A 24542-nucleotide genomic window follows, 5' to 3' on the forward strand; every position below is an offset into this window, starting at 1 on the left:
GATTCGCCCCGCACCGGAGGGGTGTCACCGTGGACAACCTGGGCGTACTCAGCCTGCTCGCTCTCACCCCCATCCTCGTCGTCGCGGTTTTGCTGGTCGGGCTGCGCTGGCCCGCGAAGTACGCGATGCCGCTCGGCTTCGTCGCGGCGGCCCTGATCGGGTCGCTGGTCTGGGGGATGGGCACCACCGCGATCGTCGCGTCGACGATCGAGGGCCTGATCATCGCGGTCGGCCTGCTCTACATCATCTTCGGTGCGCTGCTGCTGCTGCAGACGCTCACCCAGAGCGGCGCGCTCGCGACGATCCGTGCCGGGTTCACCGGCATCAGCCCGGACCGGCGGGTCCAGGCGATCATCATCGGCTGGCTGTTCGGGTCGTTCATCGAGGGTGCGTCGGGGTTCGGGACCCCGGCAGCCGTCGTCGCGCCGTTGTTGCTGGCGCTCGGCTTCCCGGCGCTGGCCGCGGTGCTGGTCGGCATGGTGATCCAGTCGACGCCGGTCAGCTTCGGCGCCGCCGGGACGCCCGTACTCACCGGCATCGGGCAGGGGCTGTCCGGGTCGGCGGAGGTCGACGCGCGCACCGCTGCGCTCGGCCTGGACGCGACCGGCTACCTGTCCGCGATCGGGTTCGAGGTCGCGGCGCTGCACGCCGTCGCCGGGACGCTCATCCCACTGTTCCTGGTGTGCCTGCTGACCCGCTTCTTCGGGGAGAACCGCAGCTTCGCCGAGGGCCTCGCGGTCGCCCCGTTCGCGCTCTACGCCGCGTTCGCGATGACCGTGCCCTACGTGCTGGTCGCCGCGCTGCTCGGCCCGGAGTTCCCGTCACTGCTCGGCGGGCTCGTCGGGCTGGCGCTGGTAATGTTCACCTCCAGCCGCGGCTTCCTCATGCCGCGCACGGTGTGGGACTTCCCGCCGCGCGAGCGGTGGCTCGACCGCTGGACCGGCACCATCTCCGCGGGTGCCGACGACGGCGTCACCGGCACCCGGATGAGCACCTGGCTGGCCTGGTCGCCCTACGTGCTCGTCGCGGCGGTGCTGGTGCTGACCCGCACCGTCGCACCGGTGAAGGACGCGCTGTCGGGAATCACCGTCGGACCCGCGGACATCCTCGGGACCGGCATCGACGAGACGCTGCAGCCGCTCTACTCGCCGGGCGCGGTGTTCCTGCTGGTCTGTCTGGTCACCTACGGCCTGCACCGGATGAACGGCCGCCAGGTCGCGACGTCATGGGCCGTGTCGGGACGCCAGCTCGCCGGTGCCGCGGTCGCGCTGCTGTTCGCGCTGCCGCTGGTCCGCATCCTGATCAACTCCGGTGCCGAGCTGAACACGACCGGGCTGGCCTCGATGCCGCTGACGCTGGCCGAGGGGGCCGCCGCCGTCGCCGGGCCGGCCTGGCCGGTCCTGGCACCGTGGATCGGCGCCCTGGGGGCCTTCGTCGCCGGGTCGAACACGGTGTCCAACCTGACGTTCGCCCTGTTCCAGTTCGCGACCGCGGAGAACATCGGCGCCACCCCGGAGACGGTGGTCGCGGCCCAGGCGGTCGGCGGCGCCGCCGGGAACATGATCACCGTGCACAACGTCGTCGCCGCGTCGGCGACGGTGGGGCTGCTCGGCCGGGAGGGCGACGTGATCCGGATGACGATCATCCCGATGACGTACTACTGCCTGCTCTCGGGCGGGCTGGCGTTCGTGCTGATCCACGGCGTCGGGCTCAACACCGGCACGGTGCTGCTCACCCTGGTGCTGCTGACACTGGCCGCGATCGTGGTGGGCCTGCGGCGGGCGGCGACCCGGCTGCCGGCCTGACCCGGAGACGACGACGGCCCGGTCCCCATCGCTGCGGGGACCGGGCCGTCGTCGTGTGGATCAGGAGCCGCGACGCCAGAACAGCAGCACCCGGCGCAGCCGGCTCCGCAGGCTCGGGTGACCGGGCACCGACCGCTGCGGGGCCGGGAACTGCCGGAACTCCGCGGGCGGCGGGGTCAGGTGGGCCGCCGGGAGGGTGGGCGGGTCCATCGCGACCAGGGGTCTGGGGGAAGTGGCGCGCATCGGGCGACGGGGTCTTCTCGGGGTGCACGGTCGTCTCCTCCACGGCCGGTCCATCGCTCGCGGTGGTCGGGTCGTTACCGACGGCCTGCTGCATCTCCGGCCTCCTCACGGTCTCGGGCGGGGCGCATCGCCGGGACCCGTACCCGCCGGGGCCGGGGTCCACCCGCACGGGCCGCATCCGGGACGGGCCACCGCCGGGCCCGGGAGGCGAGCGCGGGGCGGCGGTGCCTGCACACCCAGGGTACCGACGTGACGTGCTCCGGAGACGTGTGCGGTGGCTCACCCGGCACGCCGTCGGAGACCCGGGTGCTCGCTACGGTGAGTGCCGAGCAGGTGGGACGGGTGGACGGAGCGGGCGTGTCGGGGCTGGTGGCGGTGGTGGCGTGGGCCGCCCTGGCGGGGTGGATCGCCGCCGGTGTGCTGCTCGTGCTGGCCCACCGGCGGCTGGAGCGGCTCGAGCGGGAGCACACCGCCCGCAAGTGGGACATCGTCGCGCTGCGTGCCCAGCTGCGGGCGTTGCACCGGCGGCCGGACGAGCTGTCCGACCCCGCCACGTCCACCGGTGCCGGCCCGTCCGTCCCGCGGCACCCCGGAGGTGACCCCGGGTCCCCGGTCCCGGCCGGCGGGACGCCCGGGCGTACCCGGACGGCCGGCGCCACGGCATGGCGCCGGTCGCACCGGCGCCCGGTGGGCCGTACCCGGCGGCGTCCCTCCTGACAGGGGGCGGGGTCAGCGCCGTGGCACCGCCGCCCCCCGGATGCTCGCGTCCAGCAGCTGCACCGGGTGCAGCAGCGGAACGTCGGCGAAGTCCTCGTTCGGCAGGTACTTGCCGATCTGCAGCAGACAGCCCGGGTTCGCGGTGACCACGACGTCCGGCTTCGCGTCGCGGATCTTCTCCGCCTTCCGCACGCCCAGATCCGCGGCCGCGTCCGGCTTCACCATGTTGTAGATGCCGGCCGAGCCGCAGCACAGCGACGCCTCGGCGATGTCGACGAGCTCCAGCTCGGGGATGGTCCGGAGCACCTCGCGCGGCTGGTTGCGGACGCCCTGGGCGTGCCCGAGGTGACAGGCGTCGTGGTAGGCGACGCGGCCGGTGACCGGGGTCCGCGGGGCGCGGGGGCCGCCGTCGTCCTCCCGGGAGTACAGGTCGGCCAGGACCTCGTGCACGTCGCGGCAGCGGGCGGAGAAGCGCGCCGCGCGGTCGGCCCAGGCGGGGTCGTCGGCGAGCAGGTGGCCGTAGTCCTTCATCGACGAGCCGCAGCCCGCGACGTTCGTGACCACCGCGTCGACGTCGAGGGTCTCGAAGCGGGCGATGGTGCGCCGGGCCCGGTCCAGCGCGGACTCCTCGCGCCCGGCGTGCACCTCCAGCGCGCCGCAGCACTGCTGGTCGCGGGGGACGAGCACGTCGCAGCCCTCGGCGGCGAGCACCCGCACGGTGGCCTCGTTGACCCGGTGGAAGAACACGTCCTGCACGCAGCCGGTGAGCAGTGCGACCCGGGCCCGGCGCGTGCCGACCGCGGGGGTGTGCACCGGGAGCGTCGCGAACGCCTCGCGCACCGAGACCGGCGGCAGCAGCGACTCCATCGCCGCGAGCTGACCGGGCAGCTTCTCGGCGAGCTTCCGGATCGCGGGGACCTTCCGCAGCTGCTGGTACAGCGCGCCGGGCAGGGCGGCCGCCCGCAGCCGTCGCTTGTAGGGGAACAGCGCGAAGATCGCGTCGCGGAACAGCTTGTCCGACGCACTGCGGGGCACGTTGCGCTCGATCTGCGGGCGCACCGACTCCAGCAGCTTGTCGTACTGCACCCCGGACGGGCAGGCGGTCACGCACGCCATGCAGCCCAGGCAGTTGTCCATGTGCTCGGTGAACGGCCCGTCGAGGCCGATGTCACCCTTCTCGGCCAGGTCCATCAGCAGGATCCGGCCGCGCGGGGAGTCCATCTCCTCGCCCCACAGCACGTAGGTGGGGCAGGTCGGCAGGCAGAAGCCGCAGTGGACGCAGTCGTCGAGCAGCTCGCGCTGCGGCGGGTGGACGTCGTCGAACGCGCTCGGGCCCTGCTGGGGGATCTTGGTCTCGGCCGCCCCGGTCGGGGTGCCTGCGGGCTCGTGGGTGCTCGTCATGCGTGCCTCACATCCAGGGAGCGAAGCGACCGGCGGCGAACCGGGCCTCGGGGTCGAGCTGGGTCTTGACGGCCCTGAGCAGGGCGAGTGCGGACGGTGCGGGGCCCCACGCGGGGGCGTCGAGGGTCTCGGGCCGGTCACGCAGCACGCTGGTGCCGCCGACCGCGGCGACGGCGTCGTGCACCTCCGCGACGGCGGCCCCCGGCACGGTGACGGTCGCGACGCCGGTCGCGAGGCCGGCCGTGACGGCGGTGGCGGGCAGCTGCTCCACCAGCGGCGCCAGCCGGGTCGGTGCGCACCCGATCCGGACGACGGCGCCGTCGAGGGCGGGTCCGTCGCCGTCGCCGCCGGCGTGCGGACCGTCGGTCAGCGACGTGTGGGCGTCCCACGCCTCCGCGTCCACCTCCCGGGCGTCGGCGCCGAGCAGCTCACGCAGCCGCTCCACCCGTGCGGGCAGGGTCCGGGCGCCGCCCTCCAACCGGACCAGCAGTCGCCCGGGGTCACCGGAGACCCACTCGACGGCGATCGGCTCCAGCGGGCTGGCCATCAGCTCCAGCACCCGCGACGCGGCCTCGGCCACCGGGCCGTCGACGCTCACGCAGGCGACGGCCTTCGGGACCGGGTGCAGCCGCAGGACGACCTCGACCAGCGGGCCGAAGGTGCCGTAGGAGCCGTGCATCAGCTTGGCCATGTCGTAGCCGGCGACGTTCTTGATGACGTGCCCGCCGGAGCGGACCATCGTGCCGTCGGCGAGTACCGAGGTCGTGCCGATGACCAGGTCCCGCATACCGCCCCAGACCAGGGCGGACGGGCCGGCGTCGGCGGTGGCGAGGAGCCCGCCGACCGTGGCGCCGCGGGCGACCCGGGCGGCGTCGAACGCGAGGCGCTGACCGTGCTCGGCCAGCTGCTCCTGAAGCGCGCGGACCGGGGTCCCGGCGTGCACCGAGACGGTCATGTCGCCGGGGTTGTGGTGGATCACCCCGGACAGCGCGGAGAGGTCGAGCGTCGCGGCGACGTCGTCGGCCGCGCGCCCGGCCCAGCCGGTGGCGGTGCCGGCGCCGGTGATCGCGAGGCGGCCGGGGGTGTCCAGGACGGCGTCCCGGACCTCCTTCGCCGAGGTGGGGCGCAGCGTGGTGGGAGCAGCGCGTGTCATGTCGTCGGGCCCTTCCGGGTCTCGTACGGGTCGGTCGGACAGGTCGGCCGGACGGGTCACAGCCGTTCGATCAGGCCTGCCTCCTCCAGCGGGTGCGGCCGGTAGAGCCCCGGCTTCTCGCCGCACAGCCGCGGGGTGGGCAGGAGCTTGCCGGGGTTGCAGATGTGGTCGGGGTCGAAGCCGTCGCGGATGCGACGCATGACGGCCAGGTCGTCCTCGCCGAACATCCGCGGCATGGAGCAGGCCTTGTCGGTGCCGATGCCGTGCTCGCCCGACAGCGAGCCGCCCATCTCGACGCACAGCTCCGCGATCTGCGCCGACAGGTGCTCGGCCTGCTCGGTCTGGCCCTCGGCGGCGGAGAACAGGACCAGCGGATGCAGGTTGCCGTCGCCGGCGTGGAAGACGTTCGCGACGCGCAGCCCCGCGTCGGTGCCCATCTCGTCGATCCGTTCGAGGATCTCGGCGAGCCGGGTCCGGGGGACCACGCCGTCCTGGACGATGTAGTCCGGCGAGATCCGGCCGACCGCGGCGAACGCGGCCTTGCGGCCCCGCCAGATGTTCGCCCGCTCCTCGGGGGAGCCCGCGATGTGCAGCCGGGTGCAGCCGTGCCGGTCGCAGATCTCCTTGACCAGCGCGAACTGCTCCTCGCACTCCTCGACGGTCCCGTCCAGCTCGACGACGAGCGCGGCCGGGGTGTCGAGGGAGTAGCCGGCGCCGGTGGCGCCCTCGGCGGCCTCGATGGCCAGCGCGTCCATCATCTCGACCGCGGCGGGCACGATCCCGGCCGCGACGATGTCGGAGACGACCTGCCCGCCAGCCGACACCGACGGGAAGTCCGCCAGCAGCGTGCGCATGACCTCGGGGGTGCGCAGCAGCCGGACGGTGACCTTCGTGACGATGCCGAGCGTGCCCTCGGAGCCGAGGAACACCCCGCGCAGGTCGGGGCCGGGCTGCTCCATCGTGTCCGAGCCGAGGGTGACCACCTCGCCGTCGGGGAGCACGACCTCCATCGACAGCACGTGGTTGGTGGTGAAGCCGTACTTGAGGCAGTGCGCGCCGCCGGAGTTCTCCGCGACGTTGCCGCCGATCGTGCACACCTGCTGGCTCGACGGGTCCGGGGCGTAGTAGAGCCCGTACGGCGACGCGGCCGCGGTGATCTCGAGGTTCGTGACGCCCGGCTCCAGTACCGCGCGCCGGTTCTCCGGGTCGACCTCGAGCACCCGGTTGAGCCGGTTCAGCCCGATGACGACGCCCTCGGCGACCGGCAGCGCGCCGCCGGACAGGCCGGTCCCGGCGCCGCGGGCGACGAACGGGATCCGGTGGCGCGCGCAGATCCGCACGCAGCCGGCGACGTCCTCGGCGGTGCGGGGTAGCAGGACCAGCTCGGGGACGACCCGGCTGCCGGTCAGGCCGTCGCACTCGTAGGTGCGGGTGCGGACCGGGTCGTCGAGCACGTCCGCCGCGCCCAGGAGGGCGACGAACTCGTCGTGGACGGTGCGGGCCAGAGGCATCGCTGCACTCCCTTGCTGCGCGTGGCGGGGCTCACGGAAGGGTAAGCCGACACCGGATCGCGACGCCTGTTCGGAGATCACGATCGGAGCCGCGTCACTTCCGTGATGCGGAAAAGATAATCCACTGGTAGAAATGCAGCCAGTCCTACAACCACACGGAGAGGGTGGTCACAGATGGCCGACACCGCCGGCCTGCAGGTCGATCCGCACCTGAAGTCCTTCGTCGAGGACGAGCTGCTGTCCGACGTCGAGGTGTCGGCGGGCGACTTCTGGTCGACCCTCGCGCGGCTCCAGGAGCGCTTCGGCCCGAAGATCGCGGGCGCGCTCGCGCGCCGCGACGAGATCCAGGCGCGCATCGACGAGTGGCACCGCGAGCACGGCACCGGCTCGGTCGAGGACTACGAGAAGTTCCTCACCGACCTGGGCTACCTGCTGCCCGAGCGGTCCCCGAGCATCTCGGTCGACCGGGTCGACCCGGAGATCGCCGAGGTCCCCGGCCCGCAGCTGGTCGTCCCCTCGACCGTCCCGCGGTACGCGCTGAACGCCGCCAACGCGCGGTGGGGCTCGCTGTTCGACGCCTTCTACGGCACCGACGCGCTCCCGCAGGACGGGGAGCTCGCCCGGGGCTACGACGAGCGCCGCGGCGCGCAGGTGATCACCGCCGCCGACGAGCTGCTCGACGAGCTGTTCCCGCTCGCGAAGGGCAGCCACGCCGACGCCACCGCCTACCGGGCCTCGACCGACGGGCTCGTCGTCGACACCGGCGCGACCGGCACGGTCGGGCTGGCCGACCCCGCGCAGTTCGCCGGGTTCCGCCCGGTCGACGGCGACGGCCGCGGCGCGGTCCTGCTGACCCGCAACGGGCTGCACCTGGAGATCACGATCGACCCGACCACCCAGGTCGGCACCCAGCACCACGCCGACGTCGCCGACGTCGTGCTCGAGTCCGCGGTCACCACGATCGTCGACCTCGAGGACTCCGTCGCGACCGTGGACGGCGAGGACAAGGCGCTGGCCTACCGCACCTGGCTCGGGCTGCTGCGCGGCGACCTGACCGCCGAGTTCCGCAAGGGCGGGAAGACCGTCACCCGCCGGGTCAACCCGGACCGCGAGTACACCGCGGCCGACGGCTCCGATCTCACCCTGCCCGGGCGCTCGCTGATGCTGGTCCGCAACTGCGGCCACCACATGACGACGAACGCGGTGAAGGCGGCCGACGGCAACGGTGCCTATCAGGAGGTCGCCGAGGGCGTGCTCGACGCGCTCGTCTCGGCCGTCGCCGGGCTCTACGACCTGCAGGGGAAGGGCCCGCACACCAACTCCCGCGCGGGCAGCGTCTACATCGTCAAGCCCAAGCAGCACGGGCCCGAGGAGGTCGCGCTCACCGTCGAGCTGTTCGGCGCCGTCGAGGAGGCCCTCGGGCTGCAGGCGAACACGCTCAAGATCGGCATCATGGACGAGGAGAAGCGGACCACGGTCAACCTCTCCGCCTGCATCGCCGAGGCCGCGAACCGGGTCATCTTCGTCAACACCGGCTTCCTGGACCGCACCGGCGACGAGATCCACACCTGCTTCGCCGCGGGCCCGGTGCTGCGCAAGGGCGACATGAAGTCCACCACCTGGCTGAAGACCTACGAGGACCGCAACGTCGACGTCGCGCTCGCGGCCGGGTTCGCGCACACCGCGCAGGTCGGCAAGGGCATGTGGGCCAAGCCCGCCGCCATGGCCGAGATGATCGAGCAGAAGATCGGCCACCCGAAGGCCGGGGCGAACTGCGCGTGGGTGCCCTCGCCCACCGCCGCCACCCTGCACGCGTTGCACTACCTGCGCGTCGACGTGCACGCGGTGCAGGACCAGATCGCCTCCCGCGCCACCGCGGACCGTCGCACGCTGCTCGAGGTCCCGGTGACCGACGCGTCGTCGCTGTCGGAGCAGGACGTGACCCACGAGCTGGAGACCAACGCCCAGTCGATCCTCGGTTACGTGGTGCGCTGGGTCGGCATGGGCATCGGCTGCTCCACCGTCCCGGACCTGGAGGGCGTCGGGCTGATGGAGGACCGCGCCACCCTGCGGATCTCCGCCCAGCTGGTCGCGAACTGGCTCGCCCACGGTGTGGTCGACGAGCAGACCGTGCGGGACACCTTCGCCCGGATGGCCGCCGTCGTCGACGAGCAGAACGCCGGCGAGGACGGCTACCCCGCGATGGCCAAGGACCTGGACTCCAGCGAGTCGTTCCAGGCCGCACTGGAGCTGGTGTTCAGCGGGGCGACCGAGCCCAACGGCTACACCGAGCGGACGCTGACCCGCTGGCGTCAGCGGGCCAAGGCCGCGGCCTAGGCCGCACCACCACCGTCGACGACGACGCCCCCGGGACCGGTTCCCGGGGGCGTCGTCGCGTTCCGAGGAGGGGACCGATCGTGAAGCCGTGGACGCGGCCGGCCGCCGTGCTGTTCGGCGTCGGCTACGGCGCCAACCAGTTCAGCCCGCTGATGGTCATGTACCGCGAGCAGGGGCACTACCCGCCGACCGTGGTCGCCGCCTTCTTCGGCGTCTACGTGCTCGGTCTCGCCCCGGGCCTGCTCGTCGGCGGGCCGGCGTCGGACCGCTGGGGCCGCCGCCGGGTGCTGCTGCCCGCGACGGCCGCGTCGATCCCGGCCAGCGCCGTCCTCGCCCTCGGCGCGTTCTCCGAGGCACTGCTCTTCGCCGGACGGCTGCTGTTCGGCGTGTGCGTCGGCGTCGCGATGGCGGTGGCGACGACGTGGGTCAAGGAGCTGTCCGGGGAGGGGGAGGACGCCCGACGCGCGGCGCTCGCGCTCACCGCCGGCTTCGGCCTGGGACCGCTGGTCGGCGGGCTGCTCGCGCAGTTCGCGCCGCTGCCGATGGAGCTGCCCTACCTGGTGCACATCGTCCTGACGGTGCCGGTCACCTGGTGGCTGCTCGCCGCGCCGGAGACGGTCGAGCCGGGCCGTTCCCGGTCCTGGCGCCACGATCTGCGCGTCCCGGCCGTCGCGCACCCGCGGTTCGTGTGGCTGGTGCTGCCCGCCGCGCCGTGGGTGTTCGGGGCGGCCGCGATCGCCTACGCCGTGCTGCCGACCACGCTCGACGGGGTCACCGGGGGGTGGGGGCTGCTCGCCGCGACACTGCTGACCGCCGTCGCGCTCGGCTGCGGGGTCCTGGCCCAGTCCGCCGCGCGGCTCGTGGACGCCCGCTCGCCACTGGCCGCGACCCGGGTCGGGCTCGCGCTCGTCGTCGCGGGGACGCTCGTCGCCGCCCTCGCGGCGGGCCTGCGCAGTGTCCCGGCCGCCGTCGCCGCGGCCGCGCTGCTGGGGGCGGGCTACGGCTTCGTGCTGCTGTCCGGGCTGCAGGAGGTCCAGCGGATCGCTGCGCCGGAGCACCTGGCCGGGCTGACCGCGGTGTTCTACTCGCTGACCTACGTGGGGTTCCTGCTGCCGATGCTGCTCTCGGCGCTCACCGGTGTCGCGGGGTACCCGGTGCTGCTGGTCGTCGTCGCGGGGGTGCAGGTGATCTGTCTGGGCCTGGTGTGGGTGGGGGCGCGCCGCGTGGCGCCGGTCGCGGCGGAGCAGCCGGCGGTGACCTGACCCGGCCGTGGCCGGTGATCCTTCTCCGCGGAGTGCGCGACGCCCTCCCGGGCGCGCGGGGCTCCGCGCGGACGGATCAACCCGATGTCCACCCCGGGACGGAGGCGGCCACCGGCCGGCGCTCGTACCGTCGGGCGGGTGACCACCACCACCGGTCCGGACGCCACGGACCTGCCGCGCCTCCCGTTCCCGCGCCACGACGTCCTCGAGCTGCCGCCGCTGTTCGACCGGCTGCGGGAGCGGTCCCCGATCACCCCGGTCCGGACCCCGGCCGGCGATGTCGCGTGGCTGGTCACCGGCTACGAGGAGGCCCGCGCCCTGTTCGCCGACGACCGGCTCGGCCGCAGCCACCCCGAGCCGGAGCGGGCCGCGCGCATCTCCGACTCGATGATCTTCGGTGGGCCGAGCGGCGACTCGCCGGAGACCGAGCGCACGAACCACACCCTGATGCGCAAACTGCTCGCGCCCGCGTTCTCCGCGCGCCGGATGCGCAGGCTCTCCGGGCACGTCGCGGAGCTGGTGGCCCGGCAGCTCGACGTCGTCGAGGCCGCCGGTCCCGGCGCCGACCTGCACGAGCTGTTCTCCTTCCCGCTGCCGGTGCTGGTCATCTGCGAGCTGCTCGGCGTCCCCTACGACGACCGCGAGGATTTCCGGCGCTGGTCCGGTGAGCTGGGGCTGCTCCACGACCGGCCCCGCGCCGAGGCCGCCGCGCAGGCGCTGTTCGCCTACGTCCGCGGCCTCGTCGACCGCAAGGACGACGAGCCGGGGGAGGACGTGCTGTCGGACTTCGCCGCGCTCGGCTCGGCGCCGGAGCAGCGCGACCGCCTCGCCGCGCTCGGTGCCGGACTGCTGTTCGCCGGGCACGAGACGACGGTCGGCCGGATCGACACCGGCACCGTCCTGCTGCTGGACCGCCCGGGGGAGTGGGCGGCGCTCGCCGCGGACCCGGAGCGCGCCCCGGGGGCGGTCGAGGAGGTCCTGCGGCTGGCGGTGCCCAGCGGGGGCAACGGCGGCATCCCGCGCTACGCGCACGCCGACGTCGACATCGCCGGGGTGCACATACCGGCGGGCGACGCGATCCTGCTCGCCCCGGGCGCGGCGAACCGGGACCCGCGGCACTTCGACGGGGCGACCGAGTTCGACGCGGAGAGGAAGTCCGCGCACCTCGCGTTCGGGCACGGGCCGTACTTCTGCGTGGGCGCGAGCCTGGCCCGGGTCGAGCTGACCGAGGTGTTCCGGGCGCTGCCCGCCCGGTTCCCGTCGCTGCGCCTCGCCGTGCCGCGCACCGAGCTGGAGCTGCGCTCGGACGTGCTCACCGGAGGGCTGCGTGCGCTGCCGGTCACCTGGGGCCGATCATGAGGACGTGGGGGAACTCGAACTGCGGGTGGCGGGGCTCGACCATCCGGACGTGACGCCGCTGATGCGGCGGCTGCAGGCGTTCTACGGCGAGGTCTACGGCGACGGCGACGCCACCCCCGTCGACCCGGCCGACTTCCGGACCCCGTCCGGGTTGTTCCTGGTCGGCTACGACGACGGCGTCCCCGTCGCGACCGGGGCGTGGCGCGCCGTCGACGCCGACCCGGCCGACCCGGCGCGCCGTGACGGCGACGCGGAGCTGAAGCGGATGTACGTCGAGCCCGCCGCCCGCGGCCGGGGACACGCCCGGGCGGTGCTCGTCGCGCTGGAGCGTGCGGCCGCCGCCGCCGGGCGGCGCCGCATGATCCTGGAGACGGGTGACGGCCAGCCCGCTGCGATCGCGCTGTACGAGACCAGCGGATACCGTCGGACCAGCAACTTCGGTGCGTACCGGAACGACCCCCGCTCCCGGTGCTTCGCCAAACCGCTCGCGGCGTGAGACTCGGTACGGTCACGGGCGAAACGTCCGGTTGCGCCGATAGGATGACCTCGGCGTCGTCGCCGCGTCCCTTCCGGTGATCGTGCGGCGACCTCTTCCGGCGCTCCCCGGGTCCGGCCGTGACGTGAGCGGAACCGCTGGTCCGAACGACCCCGTGACTCCAGGAGGTGTCGGTGCTCGCCGTCGTGGCCGCCCATCTCGTCCTGGCGCTGTGCCTGCCCGCGCTCGCCCGGTACCACCGGCGGCTGGCGTTCGGCGCCGGCGCCGCCCTGCTCGCCGCCACCCTCGTGTGGGCGATGACGCAGGCCTCGACCGCACTCTCCGGCGGGGTGACCGACCGTGTCGAGTGGGCGCCCGAGCTGGGACTGACGCTGAGCCTGCGGATGGACGCGCTCGCGATCGCGATGATCGTGCTCGTCTCCGGCGTCGGAGCGCTGATCATGATCTACGCGGCCTGGTACTTCGGACCGCGCTCCACCGACGCGGCCCGCTCCGCGGCGCTGCTCGTCGCCTTCGCCGGGATGATGCTCGGCCTGGTCCTGGCCGACGACCTGCTGACCCTCTACGTGTTCTGGGAGCTGACGTCGCTGACGTCGTTCCTGCTCGTCGGGCAGGGCGGCCAGTACCGGGAGAACCGCCGCGCCGCGGTCCAGGCGCTCGTCGTGACCGTGTTCGGCGGGCTGGCGATGCTGCTCGGGATCGTCCTGCTGGGCCAGCTGGCCGGCACGTACTCGATCCCGGAGATCACCGCGGCCGCGACCTCCGGCACGCTCGCCCCCGACAGCCCGGTCGCGCTGTCGGTGTCGCTCGTCCTGATCCTGCTGGGCGCGCTGACCAAGTCCGCGCAGCTGCCGTTCCACCCCTGGCTCCCGTACGCGATGGCCGCCCCGACGCCGATCTCGGCGTACCTGCACGCGGCGTCGATGGTGAAGGCCGGGGTCGTGCTCGTCGCGCGGCTCGGGCCCGCGTTCGCGGTGCACCCCGTGTGGTGGGCGCCGGTCATGGTCCTCGGCCTCGCGACGATGGTGCTGGGCGGCTGGCGCGCGATGCGCCAGACCGACCTCAAGCGGCTGCTGGCCTTCGGCACCGTCTCCCAGCTCGGGTTCCTCATGGTGCTGTTCGGGTCCGGCTCGCGGGTGGCCGGGCTCGCCGGCATCGCGATGTTGCTGGCGCACGGCCTGTTCAAGGCGCCGCTGTTCATGGTTGTCGGGGCGATCGACAAGGCCTGCGGCACTCGTGACCTGCGGGAGCTGTGCGGGCTCGGGCGCCGCCGGCGTGGGCTCGCCGTGATCGCCGCGCTCGCCGGCCTGTCGATGGCGGGGCTCCCGCCGATGCTCGGCTTCGTCGGCAAGGAGGCCGCGTTCGAGGCGTTCGTGCTCGAGGGCGGCGTCCGCGGCTGGATCGCGGCGATCGGCCTGGTCGCGGGCTCGCTGCTGACCGTCGCCTACACCGCGCGGTTCCTGTGGGGCGCGTTCTCCACCAAGGGGCTGCACCCCACCGGCGGCGACCCGGTCCCGCTCGGCCTGTCCGGCCCGGCATGGCTGTGCGCGCTGACCGGGATCGCGGCCGGGTTCGCCGCACCGCTGGTCCAGCAGCTCGCCGCCTCCTACGCCGCGTCGCTGCCGCCGCTGGGCGACGCCTACGCCGCCCGCTACGAGCTGGCGCTGTGGCACACCCCCGGGCTGCCGCTGCTGTTCACCGGTGTCGCGCTGGCCGGCGGGCTCCTCCTGCACCGCTACGGACAGACCCTGACCGGGCACCTCTCGGTGCCGCACGTGTCCGCCCAGCGGGGGTACGAGGCCGTCGTGACCGGGCTGGAGCGCTCGGCGATCACGGTCACCGGCCGGCTGCAGATCGGCTCGCTGCCGGTCTACCTCGGCTGCATCCTCGCGACACTGATCGCGCTGCCCGGCCCGGTCCTCGCCGTGACCGGCACGTTCCCGACCGACCAGGCGCCCTACCACTCGATCATGCAGGTCCCGGTCGGGCTGATGGTGATCGTGGCGGCGATCGCGCTGTGCCTGGCGCACCGCCGGTTCACCGCGGTGCTGCTGGTCGGCGCGGTCGGCTACGGCATCGGCGGCCTGTTCGTCATCGACGGCGCCCCGGACCTGGCGCTCGCCCAGTTCCTGGTCGAGACGCTCACCCTGGTGGCGTTCGTCTTCGTGCTGCGACGCCTGCCCGCCCATTTCGACGAGCCGGACAGCGAGCGTCGCGTCCGCGCCCCCAAGGCCGCGGTCGCCGCGGTCGGCGGCGTGCTCGTCGCGGGGATGGCCGTCGTGCTCTCCGGGGCCCGCACGCTGCCGCCCGCCACCACCGGGCCGTTCATCGACGGCGCGCCGGAGGCCGGCGCGACCAACCTGATCAGCGCGATCCTGGTGGACTTCCGCGCGCTCGACACGGTCGGTGAGATCACGGTGCTGCTGATCTGTGCCGCCGGCACCGCGAGCCTGGTGCTCGCGACCCGTTACGACAAGAGGAAGGGCGGCACGGTCGTGCGCAGCGGCTCGGGATCGCCGAAGCACGAGCAGGAGGTGCTCGGATGACGGCCTCGCAGGAGAAGCCCGCACCCCCGCCGGGGGACGCCGAGAGCTGGGCCCGGATGGACCAGCCCAGCGGACGGTGGATGCTCCCCGGCGCCTGCCCGGACGTCCGCGAGCGGACCCTCGTGCTGGAGGCCGCGGCCCGGCTGCTGTTCCCCGTGGTGCTGGTGTTCTCGGTGTTCCTGCTGCTGGAGGGCCACTACGGCCCCGGCGGCGGGTTCTCCGGCGGCCTCGTCGCCGGGCTCGCGTTCGTGCTGCGCCACATCGCGGGCGGCGACGACAACCTGGGCTCCCGGTTCCGGATCCGCCCGCCCGTGCTGGTCGGCAGCGGGCTGATCGTCGCGGTGCTCACCGCACTGGCCCCGGTCGCCTGGGGCGACCCGGTGCTCGCCTCGGTCAAGTGGACCATCACCTTCGGCCCGTTCGGCTACCTCGACATCGTGACCAGCCTGCTGCTCGACGTCGGCGTCTACCTGCTGATCATCGGCGTGGTGCTCGACCTGCTGCGCTCGCTCGGCTCCGGCATCGCCCGCGACGCCCGCGAGGCCGGCGAGGACGTCCCGGGCGGAGGTGGCCGCGGATGAACACCACGATCAACCTGAGCATGGCGATCGTGCTCGCGGTGCTGTACTCGGTCGGGTTCTACCTGCTGATGCAGCGATCGCTCATGCGCATCCTGATCGGCATCGTGGTGCTCGGGCACGGCGCGAACCTGCTGCTGCAGGTCTCCGGCGGCCCGCCCGGCCGCGCCCCGATCCTCGACGCGGTACTGCCCGAGCAGATCACAGACCCGCTCCCGCAGGCGCTGGCGCTGACCGCCATCGTCATCACCTTCGCCCTCACCACGCTGCTGCTGGCCCTGGGCTACCGCTCCTGGGTGCTCGTCGGGCACGACGAGGTGCAGGACGACGTGGAGGACCGCCGCATCGCCGACCGGCAGAAGCCCAAGGGCGCGATGGAGGAGGGCACCGCGGACGAGACCGACGCCGAGCCCGAGGACACCGCCGACTCCCACGAGCTCGAGGAGGGCCGCAGGTGACCCCGCTGCAGGCCCTGGTCACGCTGCCGGTGCTGCTGCCCATGCTGGGCGCCGCGAGCAGCGTCGTCGTCAGCCGTCGCGCCTCGGCCCAGCGGGTCATCGGCGTGGTGACCCTGACGCTGGTGTGCGTCGTCGCCGCCGTGCTGCTGGTCGCGGCGGACGCGAACGGCCCGGTCGTCGCCGAGCTCGGCGGGTGGTCGGCCCCGATGGGCATCGTGCTGGTCGCCGACCGGATGTCGGCGCTGCTGCTGCTCATCTCGACGGTGGTGACGCTCGCGGTGCTCGTCTACGCGATCGACCAGCGGATCTCCGACTACGGCCGGGAGACCGCCAGCACCACCTTCCACCCGATCTTCCTGCTGCTGTCGACGGGGGTGTCGCTGGCCTACCTGACCGGTGACCTGTTCACCCTGTTCGTCGCGTTCGAGATCATGCTGGCGTCGAGCTACGTGCTCATCACCCGGCGGACGTCGGCGTCGCGGATCCGGTCCGGCATGACCTACGTGATCGTGTCGCTGACCTCGTCGCTGCTGTTCCTCACCGCGGTGGGGCTCGTCTACGCCGCCACCGGCACGGTCAACCTGGCCGACCTCGCCGGGCGGATGGGTGCGCTGCCGGAGGGCCTGCGCGCGGTCCTGGCCCTGGTGCTGATCGTGGTGTTCGGCATCAAGGCGGCGATCGTGCCGCTGCACTTCTGGCTGCCCGACAGCTACCCGAACGCGCCCGCCCCGGTCACCGCGCTGTTCGCGGGCCTGCTCACCAAGGTCGGCATCTACGCGCTGCTGCGCACCCAGACCCTGGTGTTCCCGCAGGACAGCCCGTCGACGCTGCTGCTGGTGATCGCCGCGATCACGATGGTCGTCGGGGCGCTCGGCGCCGTCGCCCAGGACGACCTCAACCGGCTGCTGTCGTTCCTGCTGGTCAGCCACATCGGGTTCATGGTGTTCGGGCTCGCCCTGCACACCCCCGACGGCATCGCCGGGACCGGGCTCTACGTCGTCCACCACATCACGGTCCAGGCGACGTTGTTCCTGGTCAGCGGACTCATCACCCGGCGGACCGGGACGGTGTCGATCTCCCAGATGGGTGGGCTGGCCCAGCGGGCGCCGCACCTGGCCGTGCTGTTCGCGATCCCCGCGATCACCCTCGCCGGGCTGCCACCCACCTCGGGGTTCGTCGCGAAGCTCGCGCTGCTGCAGGCCGGTGCGGGCGCGGGCCCCGCCGGGGAGCTGGTCGCCGCCGTCGTCGTCCTGGCGAGCCTGCTGACCCTCTACGCCGTCGCCCGGGTCTGGGTACGGGTGTTCTGGGGCGCCCCGAAGGAGCCCCTCGCCGACGACGACCCGAACGACGAGCTGGTCGTGGGGACCGCGCGCAGCGCCCGCGGCATGTACGTCGGCGCGTCCGCGCTGGTCGTGGTCAGCGTCGCGATCGCCCTGTTCGCCGGCCCGCTGTCCGGGGTGACCGCCCGGGCCGGGGTGGACCTGCACGACCGGACCGGCTACACCGACGCCGTCCTCGGGCCGGGCGCCGACCCCGGCAGCGGTGGGACCATCAGTGCCGACGGCCGGTCCGGCGACGTCGACGGGAACACGACCGTGCGGACCGCAGCCCGCGACACCCCGGAGGTGACCCCGTGAGCGAGCAGACCCCGAGCCGCGGTGGCGCGGGCACGGCCGACGGACCGGACCCGCGCGAACTCGACGACGCCGAGACCTGCCCCGAGGCCGTCCGCGACCGTGAGATGGGCGCGGCCGAGGCGGGCGAGACACCCGAGGCCGACCGCACCCCCGCCCGGGTGCCCCCGCCGGTCCCGGACACCGTCGCCGAGCCGATGGGCGGCTCCGCCCGCGGCGGGAGCGTGCGCCGGCGGATCCCGCAGGTGCTGGCGCTGGCGCTGGTCTGGGTGCTGCTGTGGGGGAGCGTGTCCCCGGCCGCGATCGTCGGCGGGCTGCTCGTCGGCGCCGCGGTGACGGCGATCTTCCCGCTGCCGCTGCTGCCCGAGCGGCTCCCGTTCCGCCCGTGGAAGCTGCTGCGGCTACTGGCGTTCCTCGCATCGGACCTGGTGGTCTCCGGGATCCGGGTCAGCATGGTGACGCTGCGGCACGGGCCGCGCGCCCGGTCCGGGATCGTCGGGCTGCCGCTGTGCACCGGCTCGGACCGCACCGCGACGACGATCGTCGCGGCCTGCGCACTGTCCCCGGGCAGCTTCACGCTGCAGATCGACCGGGCCCGGCACCGCTGGTACGTCTACGCGCTCGGCCTGCACCGGCCCGGCGCCGTCGAACGGGTCCGCCGGGACATGATGCGGCTGCAGATGCGGGTGATCGACGCGGTCGGCAGCCAGGAGGACCGGGACCGGTGCGCCGCCGCCGTCGCCGCGGTCACCGCCGAGGACGCGGGGAGGAAGGACCGGTGACCGTCGTCCACACGCTGGTACTGATCATGCTGACCGCCGCGGCGGCACTGACGATGTGGCGGCTCCTGAAGGGCCCCACCACGCTGGACCGCATCGCGGCCCTGGACGTGTTCGTCGTGCTCATCGTGGCCGCGGCCGCGGTGTACGCGGCGATCTACTCCGACGGGTCGAACATCCCGCTGCTGGCCGCGGTCGCGCTGATCGCGCTGGTCGGCTCGGCGACGGCGGCCCGCCTGGTCGAACGATGGGAGCGGCACCGCTGATGGGCGTGCACGACGTGGTCTCCGCCGCGCTGATGCTCGCCGGCGGGCTGTCCTGCCTGCTCGGCGCGCTCGGGCTGGTCCGGCTGCCGGACCTGCCCGCCCGGCTGCAGGCCACCACCAAGCCGCAGACCCTGGGGCTGCTGCTGATCCTGCTGGGCGTCGCGGTGAACCTGGAGTTCGAGAACTCCTCGACGCTGATCCTGGTCGTGCTGTTCCAGGTGCTGACGGCGCCGGTCATCTCCCAGGTGGTCGGTCGCTCGGCCTACCGCAGCGGCGCGATCGACCGGGACTCACTCGTCGTCGACGACCTGGGGCAGGACATCGACGCCGACGCGCGCGCCCGGGAGGTGCGGACGGTTCAGCCGTCGTCGCCGCGGGAGCCGGGGTCGTCCTCGCGCAGCGTCGACGGGGTCGACGGGGCACCGGAGCGGTAGGCGGCGTGCCCGATCGCGAAGCTCGCGATCGGGATCGTGAACAGCTGCAGCGCCACGGCGACGCCGAGGGTGAGCAGCACCCCGGGCTCGGGCACCAGGATCGCGACCCCGACGAGGATCGCGACGATCCCGAGCCCCGCGGCCTTGGTGACGGCGTTCGTGCGGTTGTAGACGTCGGGCAGGCGCACCATGCCGACCGCGCCCGCGGCGACCAGGAGCACCCCGGCGCCGAGCACGATCCCGCCGATCGCGTTCTGCACCGGTCCGCCGGCGAGCACGCTCACCGCTTCGCCCCCTTCTCCGCCCAGATCAGCCGGGCCACGGCGACCGTGGTCAGGAACCCGACCAGCGTCGCGACGACGACGAGGTCCAGCATCGCGGTGGACCCCAGCCGCAGCGCCAGCAACGCGATCAGCCCGACGACGACCACGAAGCCGTAGTCGACGGCCAGCCCGCGGTCGGCGTCGGTGGGCCCGGCCAGGACCCGCCCGACCGCGACGAGCAGGCCGAGCGCCAGGACGACGATCCCGGCGTCCAGCAACAGGGTGCTCACGGGGTCTCCTCCGGATCGCGGTCGACCACGCCCGGGGCGGGGCGGCGCAGGAACGCCAGCAACCGGTCCTCCATCTCGTGCACGCTCACCCGCAGCTGCTCGGGGTCCGAGGCGTGCATGCCGTGCACGAGCAGCTCCGGGCTGCGCGAGCCGGTGGTCAGGTTCAGGGCGAGGGTGCCGGGGGTGAGGCTGAGCAGGCTCATGATCGACGCGATCTCGACCATGCTCCGCGACCGCAGCCGGACCCGGACCACCGCCGGGTCGATGCCGTGCCCGGGGGTGAGGACCTCGCGGAGCACGACGGCGTTCGCGCGGAAGAACTCGCCGGTGAACCAGAGCAGGAACCCCACCGCGGCGCGCGGGCGCCCGCCCCGGCCGGGTGCGCGTCGGCGGGTCGTCACGGCGCCCCCACCGCCCCGACGTAGGCGGCGGTGTCGGCGAGACCCTGCCCGGCGACCGACGAGAGCGCCAGCAGCGGCTCCGCCCACAGCCCGAGCAGCAGCGACAGCGCCCCCAGCGCCAGCGCCGGGGCCACCGCGCGGACCGGGACACGCAGTGCGACCACGGTGCCCGCACCGCCCCCGGGGTCCGGCTCGGGGGCGTCGCCGCCCCAGAACGCGCCGTTCCAGATCTTGAGCATCGACAGCAGGGTGAACACGCTGACCCCGACCGCGACGAGCGCGGCGGTGACCATGCCCGCGTCGACCGCGCCGAGCACCAGGGCGAGCTTCGCGACGAACCCGGACAGCGGCGGGATCCCGGCCAGGCTCAGCGCCGACACCGCGAACGCGACCGCGGTCGCCGGGTTGCGGGCGGCGAGCCCGCCGAGCCGGGACAGCGTGTCGGTGCCGACGTACTGCTCGACGGCACCGGCGACCATCAGCAGGGCCGCCTTGACCAGCACGTACTGCACCAGGAAGTAGATCGCCGCGGCCAGCCCGGCCGGGGTCCAGATCGCCAGGCCGAGCACGATGTAGCCGATCTGGCTGACCATGTGGAAGGTCAGGATCTGGCGCATCCCGCCGGCGCCGACCGCGCCGAGCACCCCGACGACCATCGTCAGCAGCGCGGCCACCAGCACGATCGGCAGGAAGCGCGGGTCGCCGTCGTAGACGGTCGCGTAGATCCGGAACAGCGCGTACACGCCGACCTTGGTCAGCAGCCCGGAGAACAGCACGGTGACCGCGGCCGGCGCGGCGGTGTAGGCCCGCGGCAGCCAGTTGTGCAGCGGTACCAGCGCGGCCTTCACCGACAGCGCCAGCAGGATCACCGCGGTCGCCGCGGCCAGCGCCGGGTCGGTCACGGCGCGCCCGGCGAGGTCGCCGAGCTGCACGGTCCCGGCGACGCCGTAGACCAGGCCGAGCCCGGCGAGGAACACCGTCGAGGCCAGCAGGTTGACCGTCAGGTACAGCCGCGACGCCGCGATCCGCTCCGGGCCCCGGCCGGTCGCGATGAGCACGTAGCTGGGGACGAGCATCACCTCGATGAACACGAACAGGCTGAACAGGTCCGCGGTGAGGTAGGCGCCGTGCACCCCGGCGAGCAGCAGCAGCGACTGCGGCAGGAACGCACGGTCGGTGTCGGACCCGGTGACCGCGGCGAAGGCCAGGCAGGCGATCCCCAGCACCCCGGTGACGGTCAGCATGATCGAGCCGAACGCGTCGGCGGCCAGCGGGATCGCGATGCCGGCCGGCCAGTTCCCGAGCCGCTGCACGATCACCGCGCCGTCCGCGGTGGCGGCCAGCAGGACCGCGGACACCGCCGTCGACGCGGCGAGCGCGGTGAACGCGACGATCCGCCGCGCCGTCATCGGCAGCAGGAACGGCCCGCCCCCGCCCGGCGGGCGCGCGGTGAGCAGGACCAGCAGGCCCGCCGCGGCGAGCGGGACCAGGATCGGCGCGACGACGAGCGCCTCGAGGCCGGTCACCGGGGGTCCCCGCCCTCGTCCTCGTCGCCGGCCTTGAGCAGGGCCAGCAGATACACCGTGATCGCGAAGGCGATCACGATCGCGGTGAGCACGAACGCCTGCGGCAGCGGGTCGGCCATCTGCGCCCGGTCCTGCTGCCCCAGCAGCGCGGGCTCGCGGGTCGCCATCCCGCCCGCGGAGATGATCAGGACGTTCACGCCGTGCCCCAGCAGCACGAACCCGAGCACCGTGCGCAGCAGCTCGCGCTGCAGGACCAGGTACACCCCGCCCGCGACGAGCACGGCGACGACGACCGCGGCCGTCACCGGGAGCTCCCCAGCAGGGAGCCGGTGCGGGCGCGCCCGCCGATCCGGTCGGTCGCGGCCACGATCAGCCCCACCACCATCAGGTAGATCCCCAGGTCGAACACGAACGACGACAACAGCACCCCGCCGGGCAGGTACACCGGCGTCAGGAACGGCAGCCCCAGCGGGTAGACCGCGAGCCCGGTGAGCAGGCTCAGCAGGAGCCCGGACCCGACCAGCGGCTCGGGCCGCAGGCGCAGCGCCCACGCGTCGCCGCGGTGGGCGAGGCGCAGGAACACGATCGCGACGCCCCCGACCAACGACGAGATGAACCCGCCGCCGGGCTCGTCGTGGCCGCGCCAGAGCAGGAACAACGACATCACGAGCATCAGCGGGGCCAGTACACGGCTGGCGACCCGCATGACGATCGTGTCGGCCGGGCCGTCGGTGGCGACCCGCTGCCGGGTCCCGCCCTCCGCTCCGGCCTCACCGCGCCGGATCAGCACCAGGAGCCCCAGCGCCGCCGCCCCGACCACGACGGCCTCGCCGAAGGTGTCCATGCCGCGGAAGTCGACGAGGATCGTGTTGACCACGTTCGTGCCGCCGGTGGCGGCCTCCGCGGTGTCCAGCAGGTACCCGCCGACCGGCGACGGCTCGCGCCGCCCGGTCAGCAGGTAGGTGGCCGCCCCCAGCGACAGGCCCGCGGCCAGCGCGGCCACCGCGGCCGGGGTGCGCCGCCACCGCGCCGGGCGGTGCAGCCGGATCCCGCGCCCGCGCAGCACGAGCACCGCGACGACGGTGGTCAGCACCTCGACCAGCAGCAGCGTCATCGCGACGTCCGGGGCCCCGGCGAGCAGCAGCCACAGCGCAGTCGCCAGCCCGCCGAAGCCGGTCAGGGCCAGCGCCGCGGTGACCGAGCGGGTCGTCACGGCCCCGGCGACCGTGGCCAGTACGAGCACGACGACCACCCAGTCCAGTGGCCGGCTGACCGGCGCGGGGAACGGTGGCAGCGCGGGCAGGGCCACCCCGGCGGCGACGGCGAGCACCGGCAGCGCCAGCACCGGGCGGGCCAGGACGGCGGCGGGGGAGGGGTCGGTGTCGGGGCGCCCCACCCGGGCGCCGAGGGCGAGCACCCCGGCCCGGATCCGGTCGAAGACCGCGGCGCCGTCGGGGACCGGGAGGCGCTCCAGTGCCCGGTCGACCCGGTCGCGCCAGTGGAACAACGCGTAGCCGCCGGCGATGGTGAGCACCGACAGCACCAGCGCGGTGCCGAAGCCGGGCCAGAGCACGAACGTGACCGGCTCCGAGCCCGGGTCCAGGTCGCGGGCGGCCCGGTCGGTCAGCGGGTTGAGCACCCGCACGGCGGGCCCGAGGACCAGTCCGAGCAGGGCGGCGACGGCGGCCGGGGCGAGGAACGCCCACGACGGCTCGTACAGGCCGGGCTGGCTGAGCCTGCCGCCGAACGCGCCGTACACGATCCGGGCGGAGTAGGCGAAGGTCAGCGCCGACGCCACGACCGCGACGGCGGCGGCAACAGGCCCGGCGCCGGGCGCGAAGTCGGCCTCCAGGAACCCCTCGTAGAGGTTCTCCTTGGACACGAACCCGAGCAGCGGTGGTACCCCCGCCATCGACAGCGCGGCGATCCCGGTCAGCGCCGCGGTGACCGGCATGACCTTCCGCAGGCCGGCGAGCTCGCGCACGTCGCGGCTGCCCGCCTCCTTGTCGATGATCCCGACCAGCATGAACAGGGTCGCCTTGAACAGGGCGTGGGCGAAGGTGTGCAGCACCGCCGCGGACAGCGCGTAGGACGTGCCGACGCCGATCGCGGCGGTGAGCAGGCCCAGCTGGCTCACCGTGGAGTGCGCGAGCACCGCTTTCAGGTCGTGCTCGCGCAGCGCCAGCACCGCGCCGACGACGGCCGTCGCCAGCCCGAGCGGGACGAGCACCGCCGACCAGGCCACCGACGGCACGTAGACCGGGGTGAACCGCATCAGCAGGTAGATGCCGGCCTTCACCATCGTCGCGGCGTGCAGGTAGGCGCTGATCGGGGTCATCGCGACCATCGCGCCCGGCAGCCAGAACGTGAACGGCAGCTGCGCGGACTTCGTCGCCGCGGCCAGGATCAGCAGCGCCCCCGCGGGCAGGGCCAGGGGGCTGGCGAGCACCGCGCCCGGGTCGGCGAGGACCACGTCGAGGCTGGTGCTCCCGGCCGCGACGCCGATCATCACCACCGCGCCGAGCAGGGCGAACCCCCCCATCGCCGTCACGACGAGTGCGCGGCCCGCGGGCAGCGCCGCCGCCGGCCCGGCGGTGTTGACGAGCAGGAACGACAGGACGGTGGTGAGCTCCCAGAACACGTAGAGCACGACCAGGTCGTTCGCGGTGACCAGACCGATCATGGCGGCGGCGAACCCGGTGAGCAGTCCGTAGACGGTGCCGATCGGGTAGTACGACTCCAGGTAGCGCGGGCAGTAGGCCATCACCAGCGCGCCGACGCCCAGCACGATCGTCACGAACAGCAGCGACAGGCCGTCCATCCGCAGACCGAAGGAGATGCCCAGCGACGGCATCCAGGACACGCCCGCGGTGAGGACCTCCCCGCGGACGACGTCACCGGCGGCGGCGTTCGCGTACACGGCCAGTGCGGCGAGACCCGCGGCCAGCGGATAGCCCGCGTTGCGGCCGAGCAGCCGGGCGAGCACCGGGGCGAGCAGCGCCAGCGCGACCGCCCCACCGAGGGTGACCAGGGGGATCACCGGGCAGCGCCTCCGTCCGGGGGCCGGGGGTGCCGGGCACCCT

General features: G+C 74.0%; 23 protein-coding genes. 13 read left to right on the forward strand and 10 right to left on the reverse strand.

What is annotated here, in order from left to right:
* Positions 1-29: 29 nt before the first annotated feature.
* Entirely contained in the window at positions 30-1805 is a 1776-nt protein-coding gene (locus tag ZF1_RS07650) for an L-lactate permease (RefSeq protein ID WP_073578222.1), read from the forward strand.
* A 60-nt stretch (positions 1806-1865) separates the two neighbouring features.
* Here ZF1_RS07650 and ZF1_RS07655 read toward each other — a convergent pair whose 3' ends face one another.
* Entirely contained in the window at positions 1866-2048 is a 183-nt protein-coding gene (locus tag ZF1_RS07655) for a hypothetical protein (protein WP_482636862.1), read from the reverse strand.
* 318 nt (positions 2049-2366) lie between these two features.
* On the opposite strand from ZF1_RS07655, the gene ZF1_RS07660 reads away from it, so the two are divergent.
* Positions 2367-2765, forward strand: coding sequence for a hypothetical protein (locus ZF1_RS07660; RefSeq protein ID WP_337826429.1), 399 nt, complete (start codon positions 2367-2369; stop codon positions 2763-2765).
* 12 nt (positions 2766-2777) lie between these two features.
* On the opposite strand, the gene ZF1_RS07665 is transcribed toward ZF1_RS07660, so the two are convergent.
* From ZF1_RS07665 to ZF1_RS07675, 3 genes are read right to left on the reverse strand one after another with little or no spacing between them, the layout of a single operon-like run.
* On the reverse strand, positions 2778-4166 hold the full coding sequence (locus tag ZF1_RS07665) for a (Fe-S)-binding protein (protein ID WP_083659110.1): 1389 nt from the start codon (positions 4164-4166) through the stop codon (positions 2778-2780).
* A 7-nt stretch (positions 4167-4173) separates the two neighbouring features.
* The gene (locus ZF1_RS07670; protein WP_482636863.1) at positions 4174-5319 is read right to left on the reverse strand and encodes an FAD-binding oxidoreductase; all 1146 of its coding nucleotides are present in this window, start codon (positions 5317-5319) and stop codon (positions 4174-4176) included.
* A 56-nt stretch (positions 5320-5375) separates the two neighbouring features.
* Positions 5376-6830 carry an FAD-binding oxidoreductase gene (locus ZF1_RS07675; RefSeq protein ID WP_062400921.1) on the reverse strand — a complete coding sequence of 485 codons (1455 nt, stop codon included), beginning with the start codon at positions 6828-6830 and terminating at the stop codon, positions 5376-5378.
* Positions 6831-7004: 174 nt separating this feature from the next.
* Between ZF1_RS07675 and ZF1_RS07680 the strand changes: the two genes are divergently transcribed.
* The 11 genes from ZF1_RS07680 (at position 7005) to mnhG (ZF1_RS07730) (ending at position 18979) form a co-directional block, all read left to right on the forward strand.
* Positions 7005-9167 carry a malate synthase G gene (locus ZF1_RS07680; RefSeq protein ID WP_482636864.1) on the forward strand — a complete coding sequence of 721 codons (2163 nt, stop codon included), beginning with the start codon at positions 7005-7007 and terminating at the stop codon, positions 9165-9167.
* Positions 9168-9247: 80 nt separating this feature from the next.
* Positions 9248-10429, forward strand: coding sequence for an MFS transporter (locus tag ZF1_RS07685; RefSeq protein ID WP_482636865.1), 1182 nt, complete (start codon positions 9248-9250; stop codon positions 10427-10429).
* Positions 10430-10567: 138 nt separating this feature from the next.
* On the forward strand, positions 10568-11788 hold the full coding sequence (locus ZF1_RS07690; protein WP_482636866.1) for a cytochrome P450: 1221 nt from the start codon (positions 10568-10570) through the stop codon (positions 11786-11788).
* Between the two features lie 61 nt (positions 11789-11849).
* Positions 11850-12284, forward strand: a complete 435-nt coding sequence (locus ZF1_RS07695) for a GNAT family N-acetyltransferase (RefSeq protein WP_062404342.1) — start codon at positions 11850-11852, stop codon at positions 12282-12284.
* 173 nt (positions 12285-12457) lie between these two features.
* Positions 12458-14830 carry a hydrogen gas-evolving membrane-bound hydrogenase subunit E gene (gene mbhE / locus ZF1_RS07700; RefSeq protein WP_482636867.1) on the forward strand — a complete coding sequence of 791 codons (2373 nt, stop codon included), beginning with the start codon at positions 12458-12460 and terminating at the stop codon, positions 14828-14830.
* Positions 14827-15411 carry an MnhB domain-containing protein gene (locus tag ZF1_RS07705; protein WP_062400923.1) on the forward strand — a complete coding sequence of 195 codons (585 nt, stop codon included), beginning with the start codon at positions 14827-14829 and terminating at the stop codon, positions 15409-15411. The genes mbhE (ZF1_RS07700) and ZF1_RS07705 overlap by 4 nt, the downstream gene beginning before the upstream one ends.
* Entirely contained in the window at positions 15408-15866 is a 459-nt protein-coding gene (locus ZF1_RS07710) for a Na(+)/H(+) antiporter subunit C (RefSeq protein ID WP_062400925.1), read from the forward strand. Before ZF1_RS07705 ends, ZF1_RS07710 begins: the two co-directional genes overlap by 4 nt.
* A gap of 5 nt (positions 15867-15871) precedes the next feature.
* On the forward strand, positions 15872-17503 hold the full coding sequence (locus tag ZF1_RS07715) for a Na+/H+ antiporter subunit D (RefSeq protein ID WP_482638683.1): 1632 nt from the start codon (positions 15872-15874) through the stop codon (positions 17501-17503).
* Entirely contained in the window at positions 17500-18282 is a 783-nt protein-coding gene (locus tag ZF1_RS07720; protein ID WP_482636868.1) for a Na+/H+ antiporter subunit E, read from the forward strand. Before ZF1_RS07715 ends, ZF1_RS07720 begins: the two co-directional genes overlap by 4 nt.
* Positions 18279-18545 carry an MrpF/PhaF family protein gene (locus ZF1_RS07725; RefSeq protein WP_062400930.1) on the forward strand — a complete coding sequence of 89 codons (267 nt, stop codon included), beginning with the start codon at positions 18279-18281 and terminating at the stop codon, positions 18543-18545. Before ZF1_RS07720 ends, ZF1_RS07725 begins: the two co-directional genes overlap by 4 nt.
* Positions 18527-18979, forward strand: a complete 453-nt coding sequence (mnhG, locus tag ZF1_RS07730) for a monovalent cation/H(+) antiporter subunit G (protein ID WP_482636869.1) — start codon at positions 18527-18529, stop codon at positions 18977-18979. Before ZF1_RS07725 ends, mnhG (ZF1_RS07730) begins: the two co-directional genes overlap by 19 nt.
* Here the strand turns inward: mnhG (ZF1_RS07730) and mnhG (ZF1_RS07735) are convergent.
* From mnhG (ZF1_RS07735) to mbhE (ZF1_RS07760), 6 genes are read right to left on the reverse strand one after another with little or no spacing between them, the layout of a single operon-like run.
* Positions 18904-19263 (reverse strand): monovalent cation/H(+) antiporter subunit G, encoded by a 360-nt coding sequence (gene mnhG / locus ZF1_RS07735; protein WP_482636870.1) that lies wholly within the window; start codon positions 19261-19263, stop codon positions 18904-18906. The two genes, mnhG (ZF1_RS07730) and mnhG (ZF1_RS07735), sit on opposite strands and share 76 nt — an antisense overlap.
* Positions 19260-19532 (reverse strand): MrpF/PhaF family protein, encoded by a 273-nt coding sequence (locus ZF1_RS07740; protein ID WP_226355704.1) that lies wholly within the window; start codon positions 19530-19532, stop codon positions 19260-19262. The genes mnhG (ZF1_RS07735) and ZF1_RS07740 overlap by 4 nt, the downstream gene beginning before the upstream one ends.
* The gene (locus ZF1_RS07745) at positions 19529-20020 is read right to left on the reverse strand and encodes a Na+/H+ antiporter subunit E (RefSeq protein ID WP_482636871.1); all 492 of its coding nucleotides are present in this window, start codon (positions 20018-20020) and stop codon (positions 19529-19531) included. Before ZF1_RS07745 ends, ZF1_RS07740 begins: the two co-directional genes overlap by 4 nt.
* Positions 19930-21459, reverse strand: a complete 1530-nt coding sequence (locus ZF1_RS07750; protein WP_482636872.1) for a monovalent cation/H+ antiporter subunit D family protein — start codon at positions 21457-21459, stop codon at positions 19930-19932. The genes ZF1_RS07745 and ZF1_RS07750 overlap by 91 nt, the downstream gene beginning before the upstream one ends.
* On the reverse strand, positions 21456-21764 hold the full coding sequence (locus ZF1_RS07755) for a sodium:proton antiporter (RefSeq protein ID WP_062400935.1): 309 nt from the start codon (positions 21762-21764) through the stop codon (positions 21456-21458). The genes ZF1_RS07750 and ZF1_RS07755 overlap by 4 nt, the downstream gene beginning before the upstream one ends.
* Positions 21761-24499, reverse strand: a complete 2739-nt coding sequence (gene mbhE, locus ZF1_RS07760) for a hydrogen gas-evolving membrane-bound hydrogenase subunit E (protein ID WP_482636873.1) — start codon at positions 24497-24499, stop codon at positions 21761-21763. Before mbhE (ZF1_RS07760) ends, ZF1_RS07755 begins: the two co-directional genes overlap by 4 nt.
* Between the last annotated feature and the right edge of the window lie 43 nt (positions 24500-24542).

This window comes from Pseudonocardia sp. ZF1, from assembly GCF_056835605.1.

Coding starts and splice junctions, on each gene's coding strand:
- ZF1_RS07655 (WP_482636862.1), bottom strand. CDS start 2,048: ATGCGCGCCACTTCCCCCAGACCCCTGGTCGCGATGGACCCGCCCACC.
- ZF1_RS07665 (WP_083659110.1), bottom strand. CDS start 4,166: ATGACGAGCACCCACGAGCCCGCAGGCACCCCGACCGGGGCGGCCGAG.
- ZF1_RS07670 (WP_482636863.1), bottom strand. CDS start 5,319: ATGACACGCGCTGCTCCCACCACGCTGCGCCCCACCTCGGCGAAGGAG.
- ZF1_RS07675 (WP_062400921.1), bottom strand. CDS start 6,830: ATGCCTCTGGCCCGCACCGTCCACGACGAGTTCGTCGCCCTCCTGGGC.
- ZF1_RS07680 (WP_482636864.1), top strand. CDS start 7,005: ATGGCCGACACCGCCGGCCTGCAGGTCGATCCGCACCTGAAGTCCTTC.
- ZF1_RS07695 (WP_062404342.1), top strand. CDS start 11,850: ATGCGGCGGCTGCAGGCGTTCTACGGCGAGGTCTACGGCGACGGCGAC.
- ZF1_RS07705 (WP_062400923.1), top strand. CDS start 14,827: ATGACGGCCTCGCAGGAGAAGCCCGCACCCCCGCCGGGGGACGCCGAG.
- ZF1_RS07710 (WP_062400925.1), top strand. CDS start 15,408: ATGAACACCACGATCAACCTGAGCATGGCGATCGTGCTCGCGGTGCTG.
- mnhG (WP_482636869.1), top strand. CDS start 18,527: ATGGGAGCGGCACCGCTGATGGGCGTGCACGACGTGGTCTCCGCCGCG.